We start from the raw sequence: 23,864 nt of genomic DNA on the forward strand, positions 1-23,864 counted from the left end.
CCAAGGCCGCATGAAGCCGCCATGGCCGTTCAACACCGATTTTCACCAAGCGCAGGCTGGGACGAGGTCGTCCGCATCACCCGCCGGGAGCTGCAGCTGCTGCTCGCCATTGCCGGCGTGTTTTTCCTGCTTCCCGCCCTCGTGCTCGGCTATTTCGCGCCGATGCCGCAAGAGACCGAAAGCCTTGAGCAGTTTCTCGCGGCGATCCAACCCAGCCTGCCGCTGATGATCGCCGGGGGGCTGGTCTCGATGGTCGGCCAGCTTGCGATGTGGTCGCTGCTGCTGGCGCCGGAACGGATGACGGTGGGCGAGGCGATCAAGGCCGGGCTGTTGTTCCTTCCCTATTATTTCCTGATCTCGATCTGCGTGAATGCGATGCTGGGCATCGGGTTCCTGCTGCTGATCCTGCCGGGCGTCTATCTCTGGGCGCGGCTGGCCGCGCTCGGCCCCGCCGCTATCGGCGAGCAGTTGAAATCCCCGGTCGCCGCGATCAAGCGAAGCTTCGAAGTCACGCAAGGGAACGCCTTCCCGATCGTTGCCTTCATGCTGATCGTGCTGCTGGTGTTTCTCGTCGTCGCGCTGGTCGTTCCCAATGTGATAGGCGCGATATTGGCGCTGTCCGGCCTCGATATGTCTCCGGGCGGCACTGGCCTGGTGCTGATGGTGACGATCAGCGGGCTGATCCAGGCCGCCGGAACCATGATATTCGCGGTCATGGAATTCGTCATCTACCGCCAGCTCACCGGCGTGCCTTCGCCGCAGGTCTTCGGCTAGCTTTCCCGGATAGGGATGTGCGGCGCGAAAGTGCGCGGCAGCAATCCCGTCAGGCGCGGATCGGGAAAGGTTTCGACCGCCTGTCCGCGTGCCGTGAACCCGCAGCTCTGATAAAAGCCGAGCGCCGCCGGATGATCCAGCGTGCAGGTATGGACATTAACGCGCGCGATATCGGCCCGCCAGGCCCGCACTAGCGCCTGCGCCATAAGCCAGCGGCCATGCCCCTTGCCGGCGAGTTCCGGAACAAGGCCCAGATAGGAAAGCTCGCATTGGCCCCCTTCGCGGAAATCGAGTTCGAGCATTCCGACCTCGATCCCGCGCGGATCCTCGACCGCATAGACCTCGATAGCCTCATCGCCGATAATTGCCCGCAATTCCCCGTCGTCCATCGTCAGGCGGGAAAACCAGAGCCACGGCCCGCCGACACGTTCGAACAATATCCGGTATTTGACCGGATCGACCGGTTGCCAGCGTTTGAGCCGCAAGCGCGAATCCGGCATCGGCGCGGGCCTGGGCCGTTCGCGCATGTCGAGATAGGTGACGATCGCGCCGAGTTCGCCGGGTTTGAGCATCGTCAGGCCCATCGCTTCAGCCCCCTGCGCTCACGACCAGGTGGCGAGCGGCGGCAGACTCATCAGGATCGCGTCGATATTGCCGCCGGTCTTGAGGCCGAACAGGGTGCCGCGATCATAGACGAGGTTGAACTCCGCATAACGGCCCCGCCATTCGAGCATCCGGGCGCGATCCGCCTCGTCGAACTCCTGCGCCATGCGCTTGCGGACGATGGCCGGAAAGGCTTTCAGAAAGGCGTCGCCCACCGCCTGCGAGAAGGCGAGATGGGCCTGGAAATCCGCTTCAGTGTCGATTTCGAGATGGTCGTAGAAGATGCCGCCAACGCCGCGCGCGACGTTGCGGTGGGGGATCCAGAAATAATCGTCGGCCCATTTGGAAAATTTCGCATAGTCGCCCGGATCGTGCGCATCGCAGGCCTTGAACAATTGCGCATGGAAGAAATCGGTGTCTTCCTTGCAGGGGATCGGCGGATTGAGGTCCGCGCCGCCGCCGAACCAGCGCTTGGTGGTGGTGAGGAAGCGCAGGTTCATATGCACGGCGGGCACATGCGGGTTCGCCATATGCGCGACCAGGCTGATGCCGGTCGCGAAGAAACGCGGATCGTCGCCCGCGCCATGGATCGTCTTGGCGAATTCCGGGTTGAACTGGCCCGACACCGTCGAAACATTCACCCCGGCCTTCTCGAACACCGCGCCGCGTATCGTGCCGCGTACGCCGCCACCGCCCGGCATGCCGGTTTCGTCGGGCCGTTCCCAGGGCGTATATTCGAAGCAGGCGTCGCTGCCGGCTTCCCTTTCGATGGCTTCGAACTCGGCGCAGATCCGGTCGCGCAGCGCTTCGAACGCGGTGCGCGCGGCTTTTTGCTGGGGATCGAGTGCGATTGCAGGCGCGGTCATTCGGGCCAATCTCCTGTCTGTCTCAGCGCTTCGCCGAGCGCGATGCCCGTTGCGATAGCGACATTCAAGGACCGAAAGCCCGCTCGCATCGGAATCCTGATTCTCAGCCCCGCAGCCTCGTGAACCTCGGGCGGGACGCCGGCCGTTTCAGACCCGGCGAGCAGCACGTCGCCGGGTTCGAATCGCGCATCGGGCAGGGCGGTGCCCCCATCCACCGTCAGCAGGACGAGTCTGCCCGGCGCCGAATCGCGGAACGCTTGCCAGTCGGCGTGGCGGCGAATCTCCGCCCGCGCGGCATAGTCCATCCCGGCCCGCTTCAATTTGCGGTCCGAAAAGGGAAAGCCGCAGGGTTCGACGATGTCGACGGGCACGCCGAAACAGGCCGCCATCCTCAGGATCGTGCCGACATTTCCGGCGATATCGGGCTGGTAAAGGGCGATACGCATGGCGGCCTGTTTGGCGTGCCCGGAAAGATGTCACAACCCGGTCAAAAACGCTGTTGGCAAATGGGGCAAAGGGCGGCTATCAGGCGCGCCAAGCCGCCGGGGCATGGGTCGCGACCCGTTCTGATTGCCTCGGTGTCGTGTAGAACCACAAAGGCCCGAGGGAATGGCGACAGCAGAGCATAGCGAACAGCCGGCAGGCGAAGCGCAGGCCGGAGACGGTGTACGGCGCAGGGATTTCCTGAATGTTGCGGCGGTAAGTGTTGCCGGCGTCGGCGGGGCGATCGCCCTGTTGCCGCTGATCAACCAGATGAACCCGTCGGCGGACGTCCTCGCGCTGTCGTCGATCGATGTCGATCTGTCGGCGATCGAGGCGGGTCAGGCGATCAAGACGATGTGGCGCAAGCAGCCGCTGTTCATCCGCAACCTCACTGCGGCCGAAATCGCTGAAGCCGATGCGGTGCCGCTGTCCGATTTGCGCGATCCGGAAACGCTGACCGAGCGTACGATCGAGGGGCATGAAAACTGGCTCATCACCCTGGCGGTCTGCACCCATCTCGGCTGCGTGCCGCTGGGCGCGGGCGAGGGCGAGAACAAGGGCGATTACGGGGGCTATTTCTGCCCCTGCCACGGTTCGCACTATGATACCGCCGCGCGCATCCGCAAAGGACCGGCGCCGCGCAATCTCGCGGTGCCCGAATATGAATTCACTTCCGACACAACCGTCACGATCGGCTGAGGCAGGATATCATGAGCTTTCCCTGGGCTGAGCAGTACAACCCGACCAATCCCCTGATGAAATGGGTCGACGAGAGGCTGCCTCTGCCGCGTCTCGTCTACAATGCGGTCGGTTCGGGCTATCCGGTACCGCGCAATCTCAACTATTTCTGGAATTTCGGCGTCCTTGCGGGGCTCGCGCTCGTTATCCAGATCGTGACCGGCATCGTGCTCGCGATGCACTATGCGGCGAACGCGGACATCGCCTTCGCCTCGGTCGAGCATATCATGCGCGACGTGAATTCGGGCTGGCTGATGCGCTATCTGCACGCCAACGGCGCCAGCTTCTTCTTCATCGTCGTCTATCTGCATATTTTCCGCGGCCTCTATTACGGTTCCTACAAGGCGCCGCGCGAGATGATCTGGCTGCTGGGCCTCGTCATCTTCCTGCTGATGATGGCCACCGGCTTCATGGGCTATGTGCTTCCCTGGGGGCAGATGAGCTTCTGGGGTGCGCAGGTTATCACCGGCCTGTTCGAGGCGATTCCCGTGATCGGCGCACCGATCAAGCAGTGGCTGCTGGGCGGCTTCGCGCCGGACAATGCCTCGCTCAACCGTTTCTTCTCGCTCCACTATCTGCTGCCCTTCGTGATCGCGGGCGTCGTGATCCTGCACATCTGGGCGCTGCACATCCCGGGTTCGTCCAACCCGACGGGCATCGAGGTGAAGGGGCCGCAGGATACGGTGCCGTTCCATCCTTACTATACGGCGAAGGACGGCTTCGGCGTCGGCGTGTTCCTGATCCTGCTTGCGATCATGGTGTTCTTCTTCCCGAATTTTCTTGGCCATGCCGACAATTATATCGAGGCGAACCCGCTCTCGACCCCGGCGCATATCGTTCCCGAATGGTATTTCTGGCCGTTCTACGCGATCCTGCGCGCCTTCACGGTGGATTTCATCCTGCCGGCGAAGCTGTGGGGCGTGCTGGCGATGTTTGGTTCGATCCTGCTGCTCTTCTTCCTGCCCTGGCTGGACAAGTCTCCGGTTCGCTCCGGCAGGTTCCGGCCGCAGTTCAAGATCTGGTTCTGGGTGCTGGTGCTCGACGTGCTGGTTCTCGGCTGGTGCGGTGGCGCGCCCGCCGAAGAGCCCTATGTCATGATCAGCCAGCTGGCCTCGATCTACTATTTCGCTCACTTCCTCATCCTGCTGCCGCTGATTTCGCGCACAGAGCGGCCGATGCCGCTGCCGAATTCGATCACCGAGGCGGTGCTCGGCAAGGATGACGACGCGGCCCAGCCCGCGCCGGCCGAATAAGGGGCTCGACACAATGGTTCGCATTCTCGGATTTCTCGTCGGTCTCGGTTTCTGCGGGGTCCTGTTCTATTCGCTGATTGTCGGCGCGGTCGCCTATATCAGCGAGCCGCCGGTCGAATCGGTGGAACATGAATTCCATCGCCATGCCGAGCCCATCAGCTTCGCCAGCGACGGCGCGTTCGGTCGTTTCGACCGCCAGCAGCTGCAACGCGGCTTCCAAGTCTACAAGGAAGTCTGCGCCGCCTGCCACTCGCTGCGCTATGTCGCGTTCCGCAATCTGGAGGAAATCGGCTTCAGCGAGGCCGAAGTCGATGCGATCGCCGATCAGTGGCAGATCCAGGTGCCGGCGGTGAACGAGGAAACGGGCGAGGTGACGACGCGCAACGCGGTCGCGGCCGATCACTTCCCGAGCGTCTATGCCAATGAAGTCGCCGCCCGCGCCGCCAACAACAACGCGCTTCCGCCCGATCTTTCGCTGATCACCAAGGCGCGCGAGGGCGGTGCCGCCTATATCCATTCGCTGCTTACCGGCTATCAGGATCCGCCCGAAGACCTTCCCGAAGCGAATCGTCCTGGCACTGGGCTTCACTACAATCCCTATTTCGCCAACCTCAACCTCGCCATGCCGGCGCCGCTGACGGCGGACGGACAGGTGAGCTATGCGGACGGTACCGAGGCCACGGTCGAGCAGATGTCGCGCGACGTGACGGCCTTCCTGATCTGGACGGCGGAACCGCGGATGGAAGCGCGCAAATCGCTCGGCTGGGCGGTGCTGATCTTCCTCGTCTTCGCGACCGCGCTGGCCTTCCTTGCCTATAAGAATGTCTGGCGCGACACGAAGCATTGAGCGGGGCATTGAGCGGCGATAATTCCGACCTCAAGGCACTGATCCGGACGATTCCGGATTTCCCGACCCAGGGGATCCAGTTTCGCGATATCACGACCCTGCTGCTCGACGCGGAGGGGTTCGCGCTGACGATCGAGCGCATGACGGCGATGGTGGACGGTCCGATCGACGCGGTGGCGGCGATCGAGGCGCGTGGCTTCGTATTCGGCGCGGCCATTGCCCGGGAAATCGGCGCGGGGATCGTCCTCGTCCGCAAGCGCGGCAAGCTGCCGGGCGGCACGGTCTCGGTGGACTATGCGCTCGAATATGGTTCCGACAGCCTGGAGATGCACGACGACGCGATCCCGCAAGGCGCGCGCGTGTTGGTCGTCGACGATCTGATCGCCACGGGCGGCACCGTGCTTGCTGCGGTCAAGCTGCTGCGCGGCGCGGGGGCGGAAGTCGGCCAGTCGCTGTTCGTCATCGACCTGCCCGATCTCGGCGGCTCGGCAAAGCTCCGGGAAGCCGGGGTTTCGTCCGATTCGCTCTTCGAATTCGAAGGCGATTGAACGCCCGTTGGGTGGCCTATTCCGCGGGCCGCGTGCGGATCAAGCCGATCGTCTTCAGGGTCATCACCGGTTCGTCGTCCTGGTTGAAGACGGTGATCTTGCTCTTGAACGAACCCATTTCGGGCCGGCTGCGCGAGGGCGTCTTTTCGACGATTTCGGTCTCGCAGCGCAACGTGTCACCCGGATAAACGGGCTTCAGCCAGCGCAATTCATCGACGCCGGGCGAGCCGAGGCTCGCCTGTTTCTTGTCGCCCATATTGTCGACGATCATCCGCATGGTCATCGCGCAGCTGTGCCAGCCAGAGGCGGAAAGCCTGCCGAAAAACGTCTTCGCCGCCGCCTCGTCGTCGAGGTGAAAGGGCTGGGGATCGTAGAGGGATGCGAAGGCGATCACCTCGTCGCGGGTCACTTCATAGTGGCCGAAACTGGCTTTCTCTCCGAGCTCGATATCTTCAAAATAGCGCATCGCATAAGTGTAGTCGCCCGGCTGCTTTACGCAAGCGTAAAGGGGCTAATTTCCGAGCAAAGCGTCGGCCACGGTCGGGTTCCCGTCATTGGCCAGCGGTTCGATGCCGATCAGCCTGGTGAGCACCGTATAAATGTCGATATTGTCGATCGTTTCCGGCGGCGTCGCCCCGGCAAAGGCGGGGCCGCTCGCCAAGAACAGCGCGCGCATCTGCGGATCGCGATTGTCCCAGCCATGCGCGCCGCCCGCGACCGGCCAGCGCGGCTCCCCCGAGATAATGATCCAGCCCGCTTCCGCGATACAGATGATGGCCGCGACCCGCGGATTGCTGCCGAATTCAAGCGCGGGTGGCAGATCTTCGCGGCGCGCGCAGGCCATATGGTCGTGCGGACGGAGCAGCGCCTCGGGGACGAGATTGTCGGTCCCGGTTACGGGTTCGATGGCGGCATAGGGGCCGCTCTCGACGAGCGTGTAGAAGGCCGGGTCGATCAGTTCGTCGAGCTGGATCACCCGCGCCGCGTCGACCTGCCGCATGCCGTGATCCGAAACGATCAGGATATTGGCGGCCCGGCCTATCGCCGCGAGCCCATCGACCAGCTCGCCGATCCGCGCATCGATTTCGGTGATCGCCGCGTCGATCTCCGGCCCGGCCGTGCCGTTCATATGGCCGGCGGTATCGACGGTGTCGAAATAGAGGGTGACGAAACGGGGCCGCAGGGTTTCTGGGCGGCGCAGCCAGTCGAGCACGGCATTCACGCGCTGGACGTTGGAAACATGCTGGTCGTAGCGCATCCAGTCCTGCGGTCGCACGCCGCGGATCGCGGCTTCGGAGCCCGGCCAGAACATCGTCGCCGTCCGGATGCCGGCATTCTCCGCCGTCACCCAGACCGGCTCGGCCTCGTCCCACCAGAAGGGATCGAGCGACTGGGCAGGATTGCCGAGGCTGAACATCTCGCCGGGCCGGGCGGGATCGATCATCGCATTGCCGGTAATCCCGTGACCATCGGGCCGGAGGCCGGTGACGATCGTGTAATGATTGGGAAAGGTCTTGGTCGGGAAGGAAGGCCGCATCGGCGCGAACACGCCGCCGTCGCGCAGCGCCGAAAGCCGGGGCGTGATGCCGCGATCCAGATAGTCGGGCCGGAAGCCGTCTATCGAGATCAGGATGGTCGTCGGCGCGCCGGGCGCGGGCTGGGCGGAAAGTGGGGCGGCGAGGGCGAACCCCAGAAGGGCGAGGAGCAAGCGGATCATGGGCTGCCGCATAGCAATCGCCTGTGACAGATCGACGTCACTTCCGGAACGCGCCCCCGCCGCCATCCAAGTCTTCCGCCTAACGCCCCAGCGCGAACCGCGCGAACAGGGTGAAGCCCATCGGATTGTCGCCATAGGCGGCCTCCAGCGCGTTCGGGAAGGCGAAGGCCGAAACGGTGCCGCCCAGCGCGACGTTGAGATTGTCCGCGAGCGGCAGGCGATAGGCATAGCCGGCCTGGAACTTGCTGATCCGGTAGGGAATCTCGTGGAGGGGGCTGTCATGGTCGAACAGCTCGTCATTCTCGACATTTTCGAACCGGCCGAAGACCGTGTGGTGATTGTCGATGTTCCAATTGGCTTCGATCAGAAAGGCTTCGAGCGTCGGGCCGGGGATACGGTTCTTCGCGGAGAAGGCGGCCATCGCGGAGAGACCGTTCCAACCCGAATAATGGACGCTGGCCGTGAACCGGCCTTCGTCTTCGCCCGGATGCAGGGCTTCGGGTTCGTTGATCCGGCCATAGCTGAGCTGCGTGGCCCAGTTGCGCGAAGCGTTCCACGTTCCCCGGATGCTCCACGAATCCAGCCGCGGCGTCTCGATGCCCCAGCGTTCCTCGTCGGGTTCGCGCCCGCGAAAGGCCGAGGCTTCGAGCTGGAAGCGGCTCGACGAATATCCGGCGGTCACCACGCCATAGGTGATGTGCGTCGAATCGAACCAGTGATGGGTGATCGGCGCTTCGGGATTATAGGTTGCCGATCCGCGATGCATGAAGGCGCTGGGGCCTAGCGCAGGTTCGGCGACGGGGCCGCCATAGAGGAACAGCTGGTTTGACCCGCCGATATCGACATTGACGCGTGCCGCCAGTTCCATGAACAGGTCGTGGGGGTGTTGGCGATCCACCAGCGGCTCGCCTTCATCGGTTTCGCCGGTGGCGAAGAGGTTGGGATAGCCGGCATTGTCCATCAGCGGTTCGGCGCTGAGCATCGTCCGAAGTTCGAGGTTCACGCCCTCGCCGATCGGCCCCGAAGCGGAAAGCATGACCATCGATTGCGCGTAGATTTTATCGTCGCCGCGCGGGCCCGATTGATCCGTGTACACCGGCCAGACATAGCCGTGCGCCATAAGCATCCAGTCGCCGGACATCGCATGAAGCCCGCCCGGAGCGTGAGCACTCGCCGGTTGGCCGCAGCCGCCGAGCGTTCCTTCGGAACCGGGTAGCCGCGATGTGCCCGAGCCGTTTGCCCAGGCCGGGACGGTCGCGACGGGCAAGCAAAGATTGCCGGACTCCATTTGATGCGTGCCGTGGTTGTGTTGCTGCGTTGCCTCTTCCGCCGGCATCTGGTGGCCGCCATGGCCTTCGTGTTGCGCCATCGCCGGGCTACCGATCAGGGCGGCCAGCGCGATGCCGGTTTTGAATGTCATTTTCATCTGTCTGTTCCTGGCTGAATTGCGTTGCGGAAGCCTTGGCTTCCGATGACGAAATCAGGCGGGAATTCGGGGCGGCGGCGTATCGGGGATCGGGCCGAGGCCACCGCGCGCTGCAGGCAGCGAGGGAAGGGGTGCCGCCATGAGAGAAGCCGCGGGCGGGGCATAGTCGATGGAAACCGGCGGTACGCTACAGCCGATGCAGCTTGCCACCATGGGGTGAGGCTGGTCCGGCGCATCATGGCAGGGCATTTCGTGACGAGGTTCGCCATCGCCTTGATCCATTGCCATCGCGTGTGTCGCCGTCTCCGGGGCCGGACTGCAATCGGCCATCGCGATCGACGGCGCGACAAGGCCGATCACCATTGCGAGGAAGAGAAGAGGCTTCAGCATCGCTACACGTTGAACTTGAACAACATCACATCGCCGTCGGCGACTTCATAGTCCTTGCCTTCCTGACGCAGCTTGCCGGCGTCGCGGGCGCCGCTTTCCCCGTTACAGGCGATATAGTCGTCATAGCCGATGGTTTCGGCGCGGATGAAGCCGCGTTCGAAATCGGTATGGATGACGCCGGCGGCCTGCGGCGCATGGGCATGGCGCGAAACTGTCCAGGCGCGGGTTTCCTTGGGCCCAGCGGTGAAGAAGGTGATGAGATCGAGCAGCGCATAGCCGGCGCGGATGACGCGGGCGAGCCCGGTTTCCTCCAGTCCGAGATCGGCGAGAAACTCCGGGCGATCGGCCGGGTCCATAGACACGATCTCGGCCTCGATCGCGGCGGAGATGACGACGGCCTCGGCATTTTCGGCCTTGGCCTTTTCGAAGACGCGCGCGCTGAAGGCATTGCCCTCCGCGGCCGAGCCTTCGTCGACATTGCAGACATAGAGGACCGGCTTCGCGGTCAGCAGCTGCGCCTCGCGAAACAGCTTGGCCTCGACCTCGTCCTTGGGTTCGGTAAGCCGGGCGGGCTTGCCCTCTTTCAGCAGCTCCAGCGCCTGACCGAGCACGCTTGCGGTTGCCTTGGCGTCCTTGTCGCCGCTGGTCGCGCGGCGCTTGGCGTTCTCGACGCGCCGCTCCAGCGATTCCATGTCGGAAAGCAGCAGCTCGGTTTCCACCGTCTCCGCGTCGGCGATGGGATCGATGCGGTTGTCGACATGCTGGATGTCGTCATCCTCGAAACAGCGCAGCACATGGACGATGGCGTCGACCTCGCGGATGTTCGCGAGGAACTGGTTGCCCAGCCCTTCGCCCTTGGAGGCGCCGCGCACCAGGCCGGCGATGTCCACGAACTCCAGTTGGGTTTCGATGGTCTGCGCCGAACCGGCGATCTCCGCGATCTTCACGATGCGCGGATCGGGCACGGCGACCTTCCCGACATTGGGCTCGATCGTGCAGAAGGGGTAGTTGGCCGCCTGCGCTGCCTGCGTCTCGGTGAGCGCGTTGAACAGCGTCGATTTGCCGACATTGGGCAGGCCGACGATACCGCATTTGAAACCCATCGCTTGTAAGTCCTGTTCTGGCCTGCGGCGCCTAGCGGTTGGAGCGATCGAGCAGTTCGATCAGCTCATTCGCCTTCTGCCGTTGATCGGCGCTGTCGCCGCCGGTGATCGCCGCTTCGATGCAATGGTCGAGATGATGCTTGAGCAAACCCGTTTCGACCCGCGACAAGGCGGCGCGCACAGCGCGTATCTGGGTGAGCACGTCGATGCAATAGCGGTCTTCCTCCACCATCCGGGCGACGCCGCGCACTTGGCCCTCCAGCCGGTTGAGGCGTTTCAGCAGGCTATGCTTGTCGGCGTCGTTCATGCGAAAATTCCGTCCGTTTATACCCTAGCAGGGTATCTTGAATTATACCCTATGGGGGTATATATGGCGCGCATCGAAGCCGGTCAATACGATAGGAAGCGGACACGCCATGGATGATTGCACCCACACCGAAACCGACCATTGCGCGCATGAAAGCGGCGGCCATGGTGCCCACGCCTCGCTGGTCACGTCGGCGCAGGCGACCCTGCACTGCCTGACGGGCTGTGTGATCGGCGAAGTCGTCGGTCTCAGCATCGGCGTTCATTTCGGTTTTGGTATCTGGCCGACGATCGCGCTGGCGACCGGGCTTGCCTATCTGTCCGGCTTCACCCTTGGCCTCGTACCGGTCATGCGCGATCGCGGCATGAGCTTTGGCGAAGCGTTCAAGCTGATCTGGATTGGTGAGGCGGTGTCGATCGGCGTGATGGAAATCGCGATGAACCTGGCCGACTATCATATGGGCGGGATGACCGCGGGCTCGATCCTGTCCTGGCCCTATTTCCTCGCGCTTATGGTCGCGATCCCGGCGGGCTTCCTCGCCGCCTGGCCGGTCAATTACTGGCTGCTCAAGCGCAACCTGAAAGCCTGCCACTAGCCTTCTCGACACGCATTCCCCCGCGACCTAGTGTCGCGTCCTTCGAACGGGGGAATTTCCGATGCGGGCAGCTATTCTGGGCTTGGTTCTGGCGGCGGGCCTTGCCGCATCTCCCGCGCTGGCGATCGAGCCGGCCGCGCAGGTGCTGGCCGGTACCGAGGCGCAGACCGGGTTGCTTCCCGTCCATGTCGACCGGCGCGAGGGGCAGATATATCTATCCCTGCCGCGCCCCGATGCCGGCGGCGTCGCCGGCCGTTATATCTATCTGAGCGCGCTGGAAACCGGGCTCGGTTCGGCGCCGATCGGGCTCGATCGCAACGCCAGCAACGGCGCGCGCATCCTCGTCTTCCGCAGGGTCGGCAACCATGTGCTGGCCGAGATCGAAAATCACCGCTTCCGCGCGACCACGGGGACTCCGGCGGAGCAGGCGGCGGTGCGCGAATCCTTCGCCTATTCGACGATCTGGATGGGCGAGGTCGCGGCCGAAACGGCGGGCGGCGGCTTTCTCGTCGATATCGCCTCCTTCCTGACGCGCGACGATATGGGCATCGCCGACGCCATCGACAGCGGCGATGGCGATTATAAGCTCAAGCCCGAACTCTCGGTCGCCGACACCAATTTCGTGCGCGTCTTTCCGCGCAACATCGAACTGCGGGGGCGGCTGACCTTCGTCGCCGACGAGCCGGAGGCCGAGACCGGCAACATCTTGCCCGTATCCGGCAATGCCAGCTTCCTCGTCCGCCATTCGCTGGTCGCGCTGCCCGAAGCGGGCTACCAGCCACGCCGTTTCGATCCGCGCGCCGGATCCTTCGGTTCGACGGTCGTCGACTATTCCGCGCCGCTCGGCCAGCCGGTCGTCTACGAGCTGGCCAACCGCTTCAGGCTGGAACGTACCGATCCCTCGACCGAGCGCTCGCCCGTCGTCAATCCGATCGTCTTCCATATCGATCCGGGAGCGCCCGAGCCGATCCGCACGGCGCTCCATGAGGGCGTGTCCTGGTGGAGCGAGGCGTTCGATGCCGCGGGTTTCGTCGATGCCTTCCGGGTCGAGATCCTGCCCGAAGGCGCCGATCCGCTCGATATCCGCTACAATGTCGTCAACTGGGTCAACCGCGCGACGCGGGGCTGGTCCTATGGCCAGGCGATAGACGATCCGCGGACCGGGGAGATCATCCGTGGCGGCGTGCTGCTCGGCTCGCTGCGCGTGCGGCAGGACCTGATGATCTTCGAGGCGCTGGTCGGCGCGGGGTTGACCGGCACCGGCGATCCCGACGACCCGATCACCGCCGCGCTCGCCCGCATCCGGCAATTGGGCGCGCATGAGGTCGGCCATGCCATCGGCCTGGCGCATAATTTCGCCGGGTCCGCGCAAGGCCGTTTTTCGGTGATGGACTATCCCGCGCCGCGCATCCGGCTCGACGAGGAGGGCAATATCGATCTCAGCGACGCCTATGGCGTGGGGCTGGGCAATTGGGACCGGTTCGCGATCCGCTGGCTCTACGGCGCGCGGAGCGAAGCCGAGGCCGACCGGATGATGGCCGCGGGGCTCGCCGCCGGGCTGCGTTTCGTGGGCGATGGCGAAGCGCGATCCGCCGGCTCGGCCCATCCGGCCGGCAGCCTGTGGGACGACTATTCCGATCCGGTCGCGGAACTTGCGCGGATGATGGAGGTCCGCCGCGTCGCCGTCTCCCGCTTCGGCCCTGCGGCGATCGGGAATGGCCAGCCGGTCTCCCAGCTGCGCCGCGCCTTCGTGCCGATCTGGCTGCTTCACCGCTATCAGGTCGAGGCGGCGGCCAAGGTGCTCGGCGGCGTCGATTTTGCCTATTCGCGCAACGGCGACGGGCAGGAACGCGCCGAGCCGGTGCCGCCGGAGGCCCAGCGCGCCGCGCTCTCGGCCCTGCTCGATACGCTCTCGCCCGATGCGCTGCGCGTGCCGGCGAACGTGCTGCCTTATCTTTCCTCGGCCTATTCGGGGAATACTGACCGGCAGACGAGCATCGAGATTTTCCCGACGGCGGGCGGCCCGGTCTTCGATCCGCTGACCGCGACCGAGCTCGGCGCGGTGGTGACGCTTACGGATCTGCTCGCGCCCGAACGCCTGAACCGGCTCGAAATCCAGCACGAGGCCAACCCGGACTCGCCGAGCGCGCACGAAGCGATCGACGCGCTGATCGACCGGGTGTTCGGCTTCGACGGGCGCGCGCGCGATGCCGGCGTCCGCCGCCGGATCGCGACGACGACCGCGCTGGCGCTCGCCCGCGTCCAGCGCGATGCCGGGCTCTCGCCAACGGTCGCGCTCGCGCTATCGGACGGGCTGGAGCAATTGGCGGAAAATCTAACGGGCCGCGGTTCGGACGTGCAGGCGCAATGGGGCAGGGGGCTCGCCCGGCTGCTGCAGGACCGCGAGGCGCTCGACGCGGCGATCGCCGACGAAGCCCGCCTGCCGCGCGTTCCGCCCGGCATGCCGATCGGCTAAGCTAAAGCCTCGCCGTTACAGGCAGGGATTGAGTACTGGCGGACGCGGTACGGCGAGCGCGAATTCGGTCATTTCATCTATTCCGGTCGCACCTTGCGAGATGAACAGCTGATAGAACCGCTCCGCTTCGCCATCAGGCGCACACACGCCTTCCTCCGCATCGACCTCGGCCAGCCTAGAGGCGACTCTTGCTTCTAGGGCATCACGGGTATCGTCGCTGTTGGCGACAATGAAAGTGTGGAAACGATCGAGCGACCGGTCCAGCGAAGAGGTGAGTTCAGGCGGTTCGTCAGCGTGACACCGTCGATGCAGGGCTCGCATCTCCGTCACGATCATCCAGCTGCAAAGAACGGCGCCCCGTTCGCTATCGATGCGGGTATATTCGGGGTTGCTCTGGGCAGTTGGCGGCCCGCTGTCGAAGGGGTTGTCGCCTTCTTGGGCGTGCCCCCCGGCGAGCGCCAAAAACGCACCAGCGGCTGCGGCGGATCCTAGCAAGATCGATCGATTCCGTATCGTCACGTCAGCACCGACCGGATCCACGGCCCGTAGCCGCTCGGGCCCAGCCAGGCGAGCTGGGTTTCGTGGGAGACGGTGTTGATCGCCGCTTGCGGAATACGCTGGGGATGGACGGGGCGGCGCAGCGGGCGAGAGCCGGGCATCATTGCGATGATCTCGGCGATCGCGCGCGGCACGTCCAGCACATCGGTATCGCGGCCCGATCCGTCCTCGGTGCCCATCCGCGCGATAAGGGCCGGATAGCCATTGGCGTGGGACTCGGGAATCCGGTCCCGCAGTTCGCGGGTATAGCGGTTGCGATTCACCCAGATTTCGGTCGGATAGCCGCCGGGCTGGATGATCGTAACCTCGATATTGTGCGGCACGAGTTCATAGGCGAGCTGCTCGAACATCGCCTCGACCGCGAATTTGGTCGGCGAATATTGGCCGGCCGAGGGCACGACGAGGCGGCCGAGCTGGGAGGAAATGACGAAGATCTGGCCGGACCCGGCGGCGCGCATCCCCGGCAGCACCGCGCGCGCCATGCGCAGATAGCCAAAGACATTGGTGTCGAACATAAGCTGCGTCGCTTCCATGTCCTGTACCTCGATCGGGCCGGTGATGCCGATCCCGGCATTGTTGACCAGCACGTCTATCCCGCCGCCTGCGATCCGCTCGGCCTCCGCAACGCCCGCCGCGACCTGTTCGTCGTCGAGCACGTCGATTTCGACAATATGGAGATCGAGATTCTCGGCAGCGGCTTCGGCGGCAAGGCTTTCCGCCTCGGGCCGGGGCAGGCCCCGCATCGACGCGATCACCTTGGCGCCAAGCCTCGCATAGTGCAGCGCGCCCGCCCGCCCGAAGCCCGAGGAACAGCCGGTGATAAAGACGGATTTGCCGGCAAGATCGGGCCGGGTGTCGGCGGCGGCCATCGCATCTTGCCCGCGTGCGGGCATGGCGGCGAGCGCGGCGATAGCGGCGGTTCCGGCGAGAAGCTGGCGGCGGCTGAAGTCGGACATGGCGGATCTCCTGTTGCTGCCCTCGTTATAGCACCAACCCGTCGATCCCGCGAAGGCGGAAGACTTAGCCCGCGTCCTGCATCCTCAGCGCCACCTCGTTCAGGAAGCGGGCGTCGTCGTCTTTCGCCAGCCACTCCGCTTCGGCGGCGATCGCGCCGAGCAGGTCGGTCAGCGGTTCGATCTCGCTCTTGGCATAATTGCCGAGCACATGCTTCGTCACCCGCGCCTTGTTTCCCGGATGGCCGATGCCGATACGGACGCGGCGGAATTCCGGGCCGATATGGGCGTCGGTGGAGCGGATGCCGTTATGGCCGGCGGTACCGCCGCCGCGCCGCACCTTGATTTTGAAGGGTTCGAGATCGAGTTCGTCGTAGAAAACGGTCACGTCTTCGGGGGCGAGCTTGTAGAAGCGCATCGCCTCGCCGATCGCCTGGCCGGACTTGTTCATATAGGTTGCCGGTTTGAGCAGCAGGATCTTCTCGCCGCCGATGCGGCCGTCCTGCGCCCAGCCCTGGAACTTGCGTTGCACCGAACCGAAACCATGCACTTCGGCAATCGCATCGGCCGCCATGAAGCCGACATTGTGCCGCTGCATCGAATGTTCCGCGCCCGGATTGCCGAGACCTGCCCAGATTTGCATGCGCTGCGCCTAGCCCTTTTGGCCCCCAAAAGAAAACCGGCCTGCTCGCGTGGGAACAGGCCGGCTTTCCAAACCACATATAGCGGCGTTTCGAAAGGGGAGGGGTCTAGTCCTCGCTCTCGCCTTCTTCGCCATCGCCCTGGGCGGTGGTGGGCACTTCGTCGGCGGCGACTTCACCTTCCTCGCCCTCTTCGCCGTCTTCGGCTTCGCTATCCGAACGCTTGAGCGCGGACGGTGCGACGACGCCGGCAATTGTGAAGTCGCGATCGTCGATCGCCGAGGTTACGCCCTCGGGAAGTTCGACCTGCGAAATATGGATCGAATCGCCGACCTCGAGGCCGTCCAGGGCGACTTCGATCTCGCTCGGGATTTCGTCGGCCGGGCAGGTGAGCTCGAGCTCATGCCGCACGACGTTGAGAACGCCGCCGCGCTTGAGGCCCGGCGAGGCTTCTTCGTTGATGAAGCGTACGGGAATTTCGAGCGTGATCGTCGCGCCCTTGCCGATACGCAGGAAATCCACATGCATCGGGCGATCGGTGACCGGGTGGAACTGGATATCCTTCGGCAGGGTGCGGGTTTCCGCATCGCCGAGCTTCACGGTCACGAGGCTGTTCATGAAGTGGCCGGTGTGCAGCATCTTCACGAGCTCGCGCTCTTCGATATGAATCGGTTCCGGGTCTTTCTTCTCGCCGTAGATTACGGCGGGTACTCGGCCTTCGCGGCGAATGGCTCGAGAGGCTCCCTTGCCTGCTCGTTCGCGCACTTCGGCCGACAGCGTTAGCTGATCGCTCATTGCATGTCTCCAAATCGCTTGGGGTTATGTTTCCATCCCCACCACGCCTCCAGGGGGCACATGGCGGGGAAGCGGGGCATATACGGGCGAATCGGGGCCATGGCAAGCTGTCCCGGGCGGTTTGGAATCGAGGATTCCCATGGCCGAAAACAGCCTTGCGGGCCGATCGTCGCGGATCGCCACGCCGCGCTCCAGATCGGCCTGCAATTGCCGGCTGCCGGGCAGCGCATCGGCGATGGCACGGGCCGAATCCCCGTCTTCGCACAGCATCCGATACCAGCGGCGTTTCTGCCAGCCCATCAGCGCGCCGACCTGCGCGTTGCGGGCATAGCCGGCGCCCTGGCAGCGGATGTTTCGCCAGAATTGGCGCCGCGAGCGAACCGGATAGTGATAGACGGTCACCGCGCCGGGTTTCCGGTCCGCTTCTCTTCCATCATGGTCCGCCCCGTGATTGCCCTGCCAGACGCGCGTCAGCCCCTCGGCGCGCACCAGCGCCTTCGAACCGAGTTGCATATAAAAGAAGGGCGCGGGGAGGGCGCCATGGAGCCGGTCCATTCCTTTTTCGAACGGCACCGGCCGAGCGACCCGCGCCGTCATCGTTTCCCACCAGGGGGCCAGCCGATCGTCGTCATGGCCGCGCAGCATGTTGCGGACCGGGCAATCGAGCGCCGTCGCTTCGCCGCTTGCCGGCAGCGCGGTTTTGAGATCGCCCTGGTCGGCCAGCCAGAATTCGTCGGCATCGCCGTTCAATATCCAGTCGGCGCCATATTCGTCGCGCGCCATCAGGGCCATGCGCGTAACCCATGATCCCTGCGCAAAATTCCGGCCCGGTTCGCGCAGCAGCGTCAGCGCGCCGGCACGCTCGAAGTCGGTCAGGATATCGAGCGTGCCGTCTACCGACCCATTGTCCGTCACGATGATATGATCGACGCCCGCCGCGAGATGATAGCGCAGCACCTGGCCGACGATATCCTCCTCGTCGCGGACGAGCAGGGTCATCACAAGTTTCGGTTGCTTCGTCACGATGCCGATATTCCCCTCGGCCGATGGCGCGAAAGGCCGCCTATACGCGGTGGCGCGGGGATTTTGAAGCGGCGGGGCCGCCCGCCGTCAGTCTTTTGCCGGAATCGCCAGGAGTTCGTCGACCACGCTGCGCCGCGTATTTTCGAATTGTGTCCGCGCTTCAGGCACTTCGCCGTTATCCGGAAAGGCGTCTTCGATCGCCCGGTTGCGCGCCTTCACCTCGTCGAGAAATTCGGCATGGGTCAGGATATGGGGCCGGTTTTCGCGAATCGCCTCGATCACGGCGGCGCCCATGTCCATCGGATCCATGGCGACGCGCATCGCCGCGAAAAGCTGTGCGAGCAGCTCCCCGTCGGGTCCGTCGGGCACATCCTCTTCGCCCTCTTCGGGGACGGGGACGAGCGCGGTCCGCACCGCGCCGGGATAGAGGCAGGACACGCCTATGCCGTCCGCCGCGAGCGCGAGGCGCAGCGATTCAGTATAGCCGCGCACCGCATATTTGGACGTGGAATAGGCGGCGAGGCCCGGCAGCGGCACGATTCCCGCCATCGAGGAGGTGTTGACGACATGGCCGCCTTCGCCCTGTTCCTTGATGATCGGGACGATGATCTTGCTGCCGTTGATGACGCCGCCGAGATTGACCGAGATCGCCTTGTCCCATTCGTCGAAATCGGGATCGTCGGCCGCACCGCCGCCGCCCACGCCCGCATTGTTGCACAGGACGTGGATCTTGCCGAAGGTATCGAGTGCTTCCTGCGCGGCGGCGCGCATCTGTTCGCGGTCCGAAACGTCCAGCTTGATGAAATGGACGGCGTTCGATCCGGCGAGCGTTTCGCGCGCCTGCGCCAGGTGATCGTCGTTCCAGTCGGCGATCACGACCTTCATCCCCTCGGCGAGGAAGTTGCGCGCCATGCCGAGTCCGATGCCGCTGGCGCCGCCGGTAACGAACGCCACCTTGCCTTCGAAATTCTGCATATCCTCTCCTCCGCCTTCTTTGGGGCGCCGGGGGCTTAAGCGGTGCCGAGCACCCAGTAGTTCGGCCCGCGTTCTTGCTCGAGCTTTGCCAGCTGTTCGCGGTGGATCTCCCGCACGCGCGCGGCCGTAATCACTTCGGATGCGTCCACTTCCTCGATCTTGAGGCTGGTCTTGTCTTCGTAGAGATGTTCGCCGGCGAGCCTGGCGGTCTCGTCATAGGGCCAGATAAAGGCCTGGCGCGAGGAGACGTGATAATAGGTTTCGTCCTCGATCACTTCATAGCCGACCGCCTTCAGGTCCGCCCCCTTGGCGAGCTGGTGGAAGGTCAGTTCGTCGGCGACGCCCCAGTCGTTGACGGCGATACAGTCGTCCGAATTCCAGAGCACCGATTCGCCGACACTGTTGTAGAAGGCGACAACCGCCTCCTTGCCCTCGACGAGCGCGGGTTCGTCGCCCCAGCTGACGCGATAGACCGGGTGATCGACCATCATGTCCGGCGCGGTGATCGCCTCGAACTGGGCCGAACCTTCCAGATGCACGTGCCGCCAGAAATTGAGCAGGATCGCGCGGTGGAGCGGATCGCTCGTTCGTTCCAGCAGGGCGCGGGTCGGCTCCATGCATTCATAAACGGCTTTTTCGAAACGGTTCATCGCGGCATCCTCCCACAGCCTTTGGCCTGCGCCTTTTCGACTTGTCGGAGGCGAGCCTAGGAAAGGCGCATGATGCCGCGCAACCGCCGCATCGCGCGGCGTCCACTGCGTGAAACGGAAGCGCGCCTTATTGGACGCGAACGACCTCCAGCCCGGCCCGGGAGAGGAAATCCTGCACCGATTCCCCGCCGGCGAGATGGCCGGCGCCGACGGCAAGGAACACCGTGCCGGGCCGATCGAGCCGTTCGCCGACCCATTGCGCCCAGCGGGCGTTGCGGTTCGTCAGCAGCGCCGCGCGCAAGGCGGCGAACTCGGCCATTTCGCTGTCGAAGGTTTCCGCGATCGCCGCTTCGTCCCCGGTGATCCACGCATTGAGCATGGCCTGAAACTCCGCGCGGACATCGTCGGGAGCGTCGATCACGGTGGCGAGAAAATTGCGCTGCGCGTCTTCGGGCAGGGTATCGAAATAGCCGAGCTGCTGGGCCGGGGTTTCAAGGCCGGTGACGCGCTTGTGCGCAAGGTTGAATATCTGCTCCAGCTGCTCCTCGACGCCGCTTTCCGAATCGAGGCCGAGATCGTTGAGCGTCACGCCGACGAGCATCAGCGCCGCCGCCCAGGTTTCCAGACCGTTGAGAAAGCTTTCGGGGAAGGGGCCGCGCGCGATCATCGCGGCGAGCTGGGGATGCACCTCTTCGGGCACGCGCTCGCCGATCGGCGGCAGCCCCGGGGTGATGCCCAGCTGCATCAGCAGCAGTGCGGATTCGCTCTGTTCGCCCGACATCACGGTTTCGAGCACCAGTTCGTCCGACGAGGCGATGGCCGCGTCGATCGCGGGATTGCGCCATTCGAAGCCGCTGGGCAGCATATGGATCGTGCCGAACAACCACACGGTCGTGTCCTCGTCCGACACGCGCCACAGGGCGGGCGCCTGGCCGGGATCGGCCAGCCCCGCGGTCACGTCCGTGGTCGTGCTGGGGGCAGGGGCGCTCGCGCTTTCCGGCGGGGAAGCGGGCGTGCAGGCGGCGAGGAGGAGGGCGGTGAGCCCGATGCTGAGCTTTTTTACGGTCATGGAGATGGGCTATCCGCGATTTCCTGCCCAAAGAAAAGCCCGGATTGCTTGACCAAAGCGGCCCGATCCGCCAATTCCCGCGCAACTTTTTCTGCAACTGCGAAGGTCAGTCCCTTGGGCGATTCCCCGCTCAGCTTCCAGAAGCTCATCCTGACGCTCCATGACTATTGGAGCGCGCGGGATTGCGTGATTCTGCAGCCCTATGATGTCGAGATGGGCGCGGGCACCTTCCACCCGGCGACGACCCTGCGCGCGCTCGGCCCGAACCCGTGGAACGCGGCCTATGTCCAGCCGTCGCGCCGGCCGACCGACGGCCGCTATGGCGAAAACCCCAACCGGCTCCAGCATTATTACCAGTATCAGGTAATCCTGAAGCCGAGCCCGCCCGACATCCAGCAGCTCTATCTCGACAGCCTCGTCGCGATCGGCATCGATCCCTTGAAGCACGATATCCGTTTCGTCGAGGATGATTGGGAATCGCCGACGCTGGGCGCCTGGGGGCTGGGCTGGGAAGTCTGGTGCGACGGGATGGAGGTGACGCAGTTCACCTATTTCCAGCAGGTCGGCGGCTTCGACTGCAAGCCGGTGGCGGGCGAACTCACCTACGGGCTCGAACGGCTGGCGATGTATATCCAGGGCGTCGACAATGTGTACGATCTCGCCTTCAACGATGCCGGCGTTTCCTATGGCGACGTCTTCCTCGAAAACGAGAAGCAATTCTCCAAATATAATTTCGAGGTGGCGAACACCGAAACGCTGTTCCAGTGGTTCAGGGATGCCGCCGCCGAATGCATGCGCTGCATCGAGGCCGGCGTCCCGCTGGCCGCCTATGATCAGGCGATCAAGGCCAGCCATATCTTCAACCTGCTGAACGCCCGCGGCGTCATCTCGGTTGCCGAGCGGCAAGCCTATATCGGCCGCGTCCGCGATCTCGCGGTGGGATCATGCCAGGCGCATATGGAAAAGAACGGGTGGGCGGCGTGACCGATTTCCTGCTCGAAATCCTGTCCGAGGAAATTCCCGCGCGGATGCAGGCGAAGGCCCGCGAGGATCTGGCGCGGCTGTTTACTGCCGAGCTCGCCGAAGCGGGGCTCAATGCCGATGATCTTACCGTCTATTCGACGCCGCGCCGGCTGGCGCTGATCGCCAAGGGCCTGCCAGCCGAAACCCAAGCCGTCAGCGAAGAACGCCGCGGCCCGCGCGCCGATGCGCCGGACAAGGCCATAGAGGGCTTTCTGCGCGGCGCCGGGGTCACGCGCGACCAGCTGGAGGAGCGCGAGGACAAGAAGGGGACCTTCCTCTTCGCGGTGATCGACACGCCGGGCCGCGCGACCAGGGATGTGCTCGCCGAGGCGATCCCCGCGGTCATCCGCGCCTTTCCCTGGCCCAAATCGATGCGCTGGGGCGCAGCCTCCGAAAGTACCGAAAGCCTGCGCTGGGTCCGCCCGCTGCAAGGCATCGTCGCGATCTTCGGCGAGGAGCTGGTCGAATGCAGCATCGGCGATGCGACCTCGGGCTATGACACGGTCGGCCACCGCTTCCATCACACTGGCCCCATCACCATCGGCGGCGCCGACGATTATGTCGAAAAGCTGCGCGCCTGCCATGTCATCGTCGACCAGGCCGAGCGCGAGACCATCGTCCGCGACGGCGCGAAAAAGGCGGCGGAAGATGCCGGGCTCGTGCTGGTCGGGGATGAGGGGCTGGTCGTTGAAAATGCCGGGCTCACCGAATGGCCGGTGCCGCTGCTTGGGACGTTCGACGAGAGCTATCTGGAGGTGCCCGAAGAGGTCATCCAGCTCACCGCGCGGATCAACCAGAAATATTTCATCTGCCGCAAGGCCGACGGAAGCCTCGCGCCCAATTTCGTCTGCACGGCGAATATCGAGGCGAAGGACGGCGGCAAGGGCGTCGTCGCGGGCAACGAGAAAGTGCTGGCCGCGCGGCTCTCCGACGCCAAATTCTTCTGGGAGCAGGACCGGCTCAAGACGCTGGAGCAGCATGCCGAGCGGCTGGGCGAGATCGTCTTCCACGAAAAGCTTGGTACCGTTGCCGACAAGGTGGAGCGCGTTGCCAGGCTTGCGCGCTGGCTCGCCGAGGAGGGCATCGTCGCGGCGGACCCCGACAAGGCCGAACAGGCGGCGCGCCTCGCCAAGGCCGATCTCGTCACCGGCATGGTCGGCGAGTTCGCCGACCTGCAGGGCGTGATGGGCGGCTATTATGCCGAGGCCGAGGGGCTGGACACTGAAGTCGCGAACGCGATCCGCGATCACTACAAGCCGGTCGGTCAGGGCGACGAAGTGCCGAGGGCACCCGTTACGGTAGCGGTGTCGCTGGCGGACAAGCTGGATACTCTCAGTCAATTCTTTGCTGAGGATATGAAGCCAACAGGGTCAAAGGACCCGTTCGCGCTTCGCAGAGCCGGGCTGGGAGTGCTCGAACTTTTGAGTGCGAATGAAATTCGGGCGCGATTGTTTGGAGTTGTGAACCATACGGTTAACCTGCGAAAACTGCATGCAAATATCATTGCAGATGAAGTGCTTCAGTTTCTCATCGATCGCCTCAAGGTCCAGCAGCGCGAGGCCGGGGTCCGGCACGACCTGATCGACGCGGTTTTCGCGCTCGGCGGCGAGGACGATCTCGTCCGGCTGCTCGCGCGCGTTAAGGCGCTGCAGGCGTTCGTCGAGACCGAGGACGGCGTCAATCTGCTAGCCGGCTACAAGCGCGCGGCGAATATCCTCAAAAAGGAAGAGTGGGAGCCGCTCGAAGGCGACTATGCGGCCGAGCCCGCCGAGGCGGCGCTGCGGGAGGCGCTGGACGCGGCCGAGCCCAAGGCGGCCGCGGCGATCGAGGCCGAGGATTTCGAGGGCGCGATGGCCGCGCTCGCCTCGCTCCGCGCGCCGATCGACAGCTTCTTCGAGACTGTCACCGTCAATGACGAGGATGCGGTCAAACGCGCTTCGAGGCTTCAAATGTTGGAACGGATGCGCGATGCCGTTCATACGGTCGCCGACTTCTCCAAAATCGAAGGTGGCGGATAGGAAATTTCGTTTCGATCCCGGGTCCGTCCGGCC

At 64.4% G+C, this 23,864-nt stretch carries 26 protein-coding genes; 9 read left to right on the forward strand and 17 right to left on the reverse strand.

What is annotated here, in order from left to right:
• Positions 1-21 precede the first annotated feature (21 nt).
• Positions 22-774: a glycerophosphoryl diester phosphodiesterase membrane domain-containing protein gene (locus H6P80_RS07360; RefSeq protein ID WP_185800646.1), complete on the forward strand. Its 753-nt coding sequence runs from the start codon at positions 22-24 to the stop codon at positions 772-774.
• On the opposite strand, the gene H6P80_RS07365 is transcribed toward H6P80_RS07360, so the two are convergent.
• Genes H6P80_RS07365 through H6P80_RS07375 form a run of 3 tightly spaced genes read right to left on the reverse strand, consistent with a single transcriptional unit; the run spans position 771 to position 2,689 of the window.
• Positions 771-1,358, reverse strand: a complete 588-nt coding sequence (locus H6P80_RS07365; RefSeq protein WP_185800647.1) for a GNAT family N-acetyltransferase — start codon at positions 1,356-1,358, stop codon at positions 771-773. The two genes, H6P80_RS07360 and H6P80_RS07365, sit on opposite strands and share 4 nt — an antisense overlap.
• 18 nt (positions 1,359-1,376) lie before the next feature.
• Positions 1,377-2,243, reverse strand: a complete 867-nt coding sequence (gene hemF / locus H6P80_RS07370) for an oxygen-dependent coproporphyrinogen oxidase (protein WP_185800648.1) — start codon at positions 2,241-2,243, stop codon at positions 1,377-1,379.
• Complete coding sequence (locus H6P80_RS07375) at positions 2,240-2,689, reverse strand: tRNA (cytidine(34)-2'-O)-methyltransferase (protein WP_185800649.1); 450 nt, start codon at positions 2,687-2,689, stop codon at positions 2,240-2,242. Before H6P80_RS07375 ends, hemF begins: the two co-directional genes overlap by 4 nt.
• A gap of 163 nt (positions 2,690-2,852) precedes the next feature.
• Here H6P80_RS07375 and petA point away from each other — a divergent pair, with 163 nt between their 5' ends.
• Genes petA through H6P80_RS07395 form a run of 4 tightly spaced genes read left to right on the forward strand, consistent with a single transcriptional unit; the run spans position 2,853 to position 6,112 of the window.
• Positions 2,853-3,425, forward strand: a complete 573-nt coding sequence (gene petA / locus H6P80_RS07380) for a ubiquinol-cytochrome c reductase iron-sulfur subunit (protein ID WP_185800650.1) — start codon at positions 2,853-2,855, stop codon at positions 3,423-3,425.
• Between the two features lie 11 nt (positions 3,426-3,436).
• Complete coding sequence (locus H6P80_RS07385) at positions 3,437-4,717, forward strand: cytochrome b (protein WP_185800651.1); 1,281 nt, start codon at positions 3,437-3,439, stop codon at positions 4,715-4,717.
• 13 nt (positions 4,718-4,730) lie between these two features.
• Entirely contained in the window at positions 4,731-5,564 is an 834-nt protein-coding gene (locus H6P80_RS07390) for a cytochrome c1 (protein WP_185800652.1), read from the forward strand.
• An 8-nt stretch (positions 5,565-5,572) separates the two neighbouring features.
• A complete protein-coding gene (locus H6P80_RS07395; RefSeq protein WP_235973743.1) occupies positions 5,573-6,112 on the forward strand; it encodes an adenine phosphoribosyltransferase in 540 nt (179 codons plus the stop codon).
• Between the two features lie 16 nt (positions 6,113-6,128).
• Here the strand turns inward: H6P80_RS07395 and H6P80_RS07400 are convergent, their stop codons facing one another.
• The 6 genes from H6P80_RS07400 to H6P80_RS07425 all read right to left on the reverse strand — a co-directional run bounded on the left by H6P80_RS07400 (position 6,129) and on the right by H6P80_RS07425 (position 11,055).
• Positions 6,129-6,578, reverse strand: a complete 450-nt coding sequence (locus H6P80_RS07400) for a MaoC family dehydratase (protein WP_185800653.1) — start codon at positions 6,576-6,578, stop codon at positions 6,129-6,131.
• A gap of 45 nt (positions 6,579-6,623) precedes the next feature.
• Positions 6,624-7,829: an alkaline phosphatase family protein gene (locus H6P80_RS07405; RefSeq protein WP_185800654.1), complete on the reverse strand. Its 1,206-nt coding sequence runs from the start codon at positions 7,827-7,829 to the stop codon at positions 6,624-6,626.
• Positions 7,830-7,908: 79 nt separating this feature from the next.
• Complete coding sequence (locus H6P80_RS07410; RefSeq protein WP_235973744.1) at positions 7,909-9,255, reverse strand: hypothetical protein; 1,347 nt, start codon at positions 9,253-9,255, stop codon at positions 7,909-7,911.
• 54 nt (positions 9,256-9,309) lie between these two features.
• Positions 9,310-9,645: a hypothetical protein gene (locus H6P80_RS07415; protein ID WP_185800655.1), complete on the reverse strand. Its 336-nt coding sequence runs from the start codon at positions 9,643-9,645 to the stop codon at positions 9,310-9,312.
• Between the two features lie 2 nt (positions 9,646-9,647).
• Positions 9,648-10,748 carry a redox-regulated ATPase YchF gene (ychF, locus tag H6P80_RS07420; RefSeq protein WP_185800656.1) on the reverse strand — a complete coding sequence of 367 codons (1,101 nt, stop codon included), beginning with the start codon at positions 10,746-10,748 and terminating at the stop codon, positions 9,648-9,650.
• A 31-nt stretch (positions 10,749-10,779) separates the two neighbouring features.
• Positions 10,780-11,055 carry a metal-sensitive transcriptional regulator gene (locus H6P80_RS07425; protein WP_185800657.1) on the reverse strand — a complete coding sequence of 92 codons (276 nt, stop codon included), beginning with the start codon at positions 11,053-11,055 and terminating at the stop codon, positions 10,780-10,782.
• A 109-nt stretch (positions 11,056-11,164) separates the two neighbouring features.
• Here H6P80_RS07425 and H6P80_RS07430 point away from each other — a divergent pair, with 109 nt between their 5' ends.
• Together H6P80_RS07430 and H6P80_RS07435 are read left to right on the forward strand one after the other, a co-directional pair.
• Positions 11,165-11,650 (forward strand): DUF4396 domain-containing protein, encoded by a 486-nt coding sequence (locus tag H6P80_RS07430; protein WP_185800658.1) that lies wholly within the window; start codon positions 11,165-11,167, stop codon positions 11,648-11,650.
• Between the two features lie 61 nt (positions 11,651-11,711).
• Complete coding sequence (locus tag H6P80_RS07435; RefSeq protein WP_185800659.1) at positions 11,712-14,126, forward strand: zinc-dependent metalloprotease; 2,415 nt, start codon at positions 11,712-11,714, stop codon at positions 14,124-14,126.
• 15 nt (positions 14,127-14,141) lie between these two features.
• On the opposite strand, the gene H6P80_RS07440 is transcribed toward H6P80_RS07435, so the two are convergent.
• The 8 genes from H6P80_RS07440 to H6P80_RS07475 all read right to left on the reverse strand — a co-directional run bounded on the left by H6P80_RS07440 (position 14,142) and on the right by H6P80_RS07475 (position 20,790).
• Positions 14,142-14,666 carry a hypothetical protein gene (locus H6P80_RS07440; protein WP_221892896.1) on the reverse strand — a complete coding sequence of 175 codons (525 nt, stop codon included), beginning with the start codon at positions 14,664-14,666 and terminating at the stop codon, positions 14,142-14,144.
• The gene (locus tag H6P80_RS07445; protein WP_185800661.1) at positions 14,642-15,640 is read right to left on the reverse strand and encodes an SDR family NAD(P)-dependent oxidoreductase; all 999 of its coding nucleotides are present in this window, start codon (positions 15,638-15,640) and stop codon (positions 14,642-14,644) included. Before H6P80_RS07445 ends, H6P80_RS07440 begins: the two co-directional genes overlap by 25 nt.
• A gap of 64 nt (positions 15,641-15,704) precedes the next feature.
• Positions 15,705-16,280 carry an aminoacyl-tRNA hydrolase gene (pth, locus tag H6P80_RS07450; protein ID WP_185800662.1) on the reverse strand — a complete coding sequence of 192 codons (576 nt, stop codon included), beginning with the start codon at positions 16,278-16,280 and terminating at the stop codon, positions 15,705-15,707.
• 106 nt (positions 16,281-16,386) lie between these two features.
• Positions 16,387-17,073 (reverse strand): 50S ribosomal protein L25/general stress protein Ctc, encoded by a 687-nt coding sequence (locus H6P80_RS07455; RefSeq protein WP_185800663.1) that lies wholly within the window; start codon positions 17,071-17,073, stop codon positions 16,387-16,389.
• A 24-nt stretch (positions 17,074-17,097) separates the two neighbouring features.
• Positions 17,098-18,096 (reverse strand): glycosyltransferase family 2 protein, encoded by a 999-nt coding sequence (locus H6P80_RS07460; protein ID WP_185800664.1) that lies wholly within the window; start codon positions 18,094-18,096, stop codon positions 17,098-17,100.
• Positions 18,097-18,183: 87 nt separating this feature from the next.
• Complete coding sequence (locus H6P80_RS07465) at positions 18,184-19,071, reverse strand: SDR family oxidoreductase (RefSeq protein ID WP_185800665.1); 888 nt, start codon at positions 19,069-19,071, stop codon at positions 18,184-18,186.
• A gap of 35 nt (positions 19,072-19,106) precedes the next feature.
• Positions 19,107-19,721: a hypothetical protein gene (locus H6P80_RS07470; RefSeq protein WP_185800666.1), complete on the reverse strand. Its 615-nt coding sequence runs from the start codon at positions 19,719-19,721 to the stop codon at positions 19,107-19,109.
• 127 nt (positions 19,722-19,848) lie between these two features.
• Positions 19,849-20,790, reverse strand: coding sequence for a TraB/GumN family protein (locus tag H6P80_RS07475; protein ID WP_185800667.1), 942 nt, complete (start codon positions 20,788-20,790; stop codon positions 19,849-19,851).
• Between the two features lie 114 nt (positions 20,791-20,904).
• Here H6P80_RS07475 and H6P80_RS07480 point away from each other — a divergent pair, with 114 nt between their 5' ends.
• Together H6P80_RS07480 and glyS are read left to right on the forward strand one after the other, a co-directional pair.
• Positions 20,905-21,774, forward strand: a complete 870-nt coding sequence (locus H6P80_RS07480; protein WP_185800668.1) for a glycine--tRNA ligase subunit alpha — start codon at positions 20,905-20,907, stop codon at positions 21,772-21,774.
• Positions 21,771-23,831, forward strand: coding sequence for a glycine--tRNA ligase subunit beta (glyS, locus tag H6P80_RS07485; RefSeq protein WP_185801017.1), 2,061 nt, complete (start codon positions 21,771-21,773; stop codon positions 23,829-23,831). Before H6P80_RS07480 ends, glyS begins: the two co-directional genes overlap by 4 nt.
• Positions 23,832-23,864: the final 33 nt, after the last annotated feature.

Source organism: Parasphingopyxis marina (genome assembly GCF_014237875.1).
Taxonomy (GTDB): domain Bacteria; phylum Pseudomonadota; class Alphaproteobacteria; order Sphingomonadales; family Sphingomonadaceae; genus Parasphingopyxis; species Parasphingopyxis marina.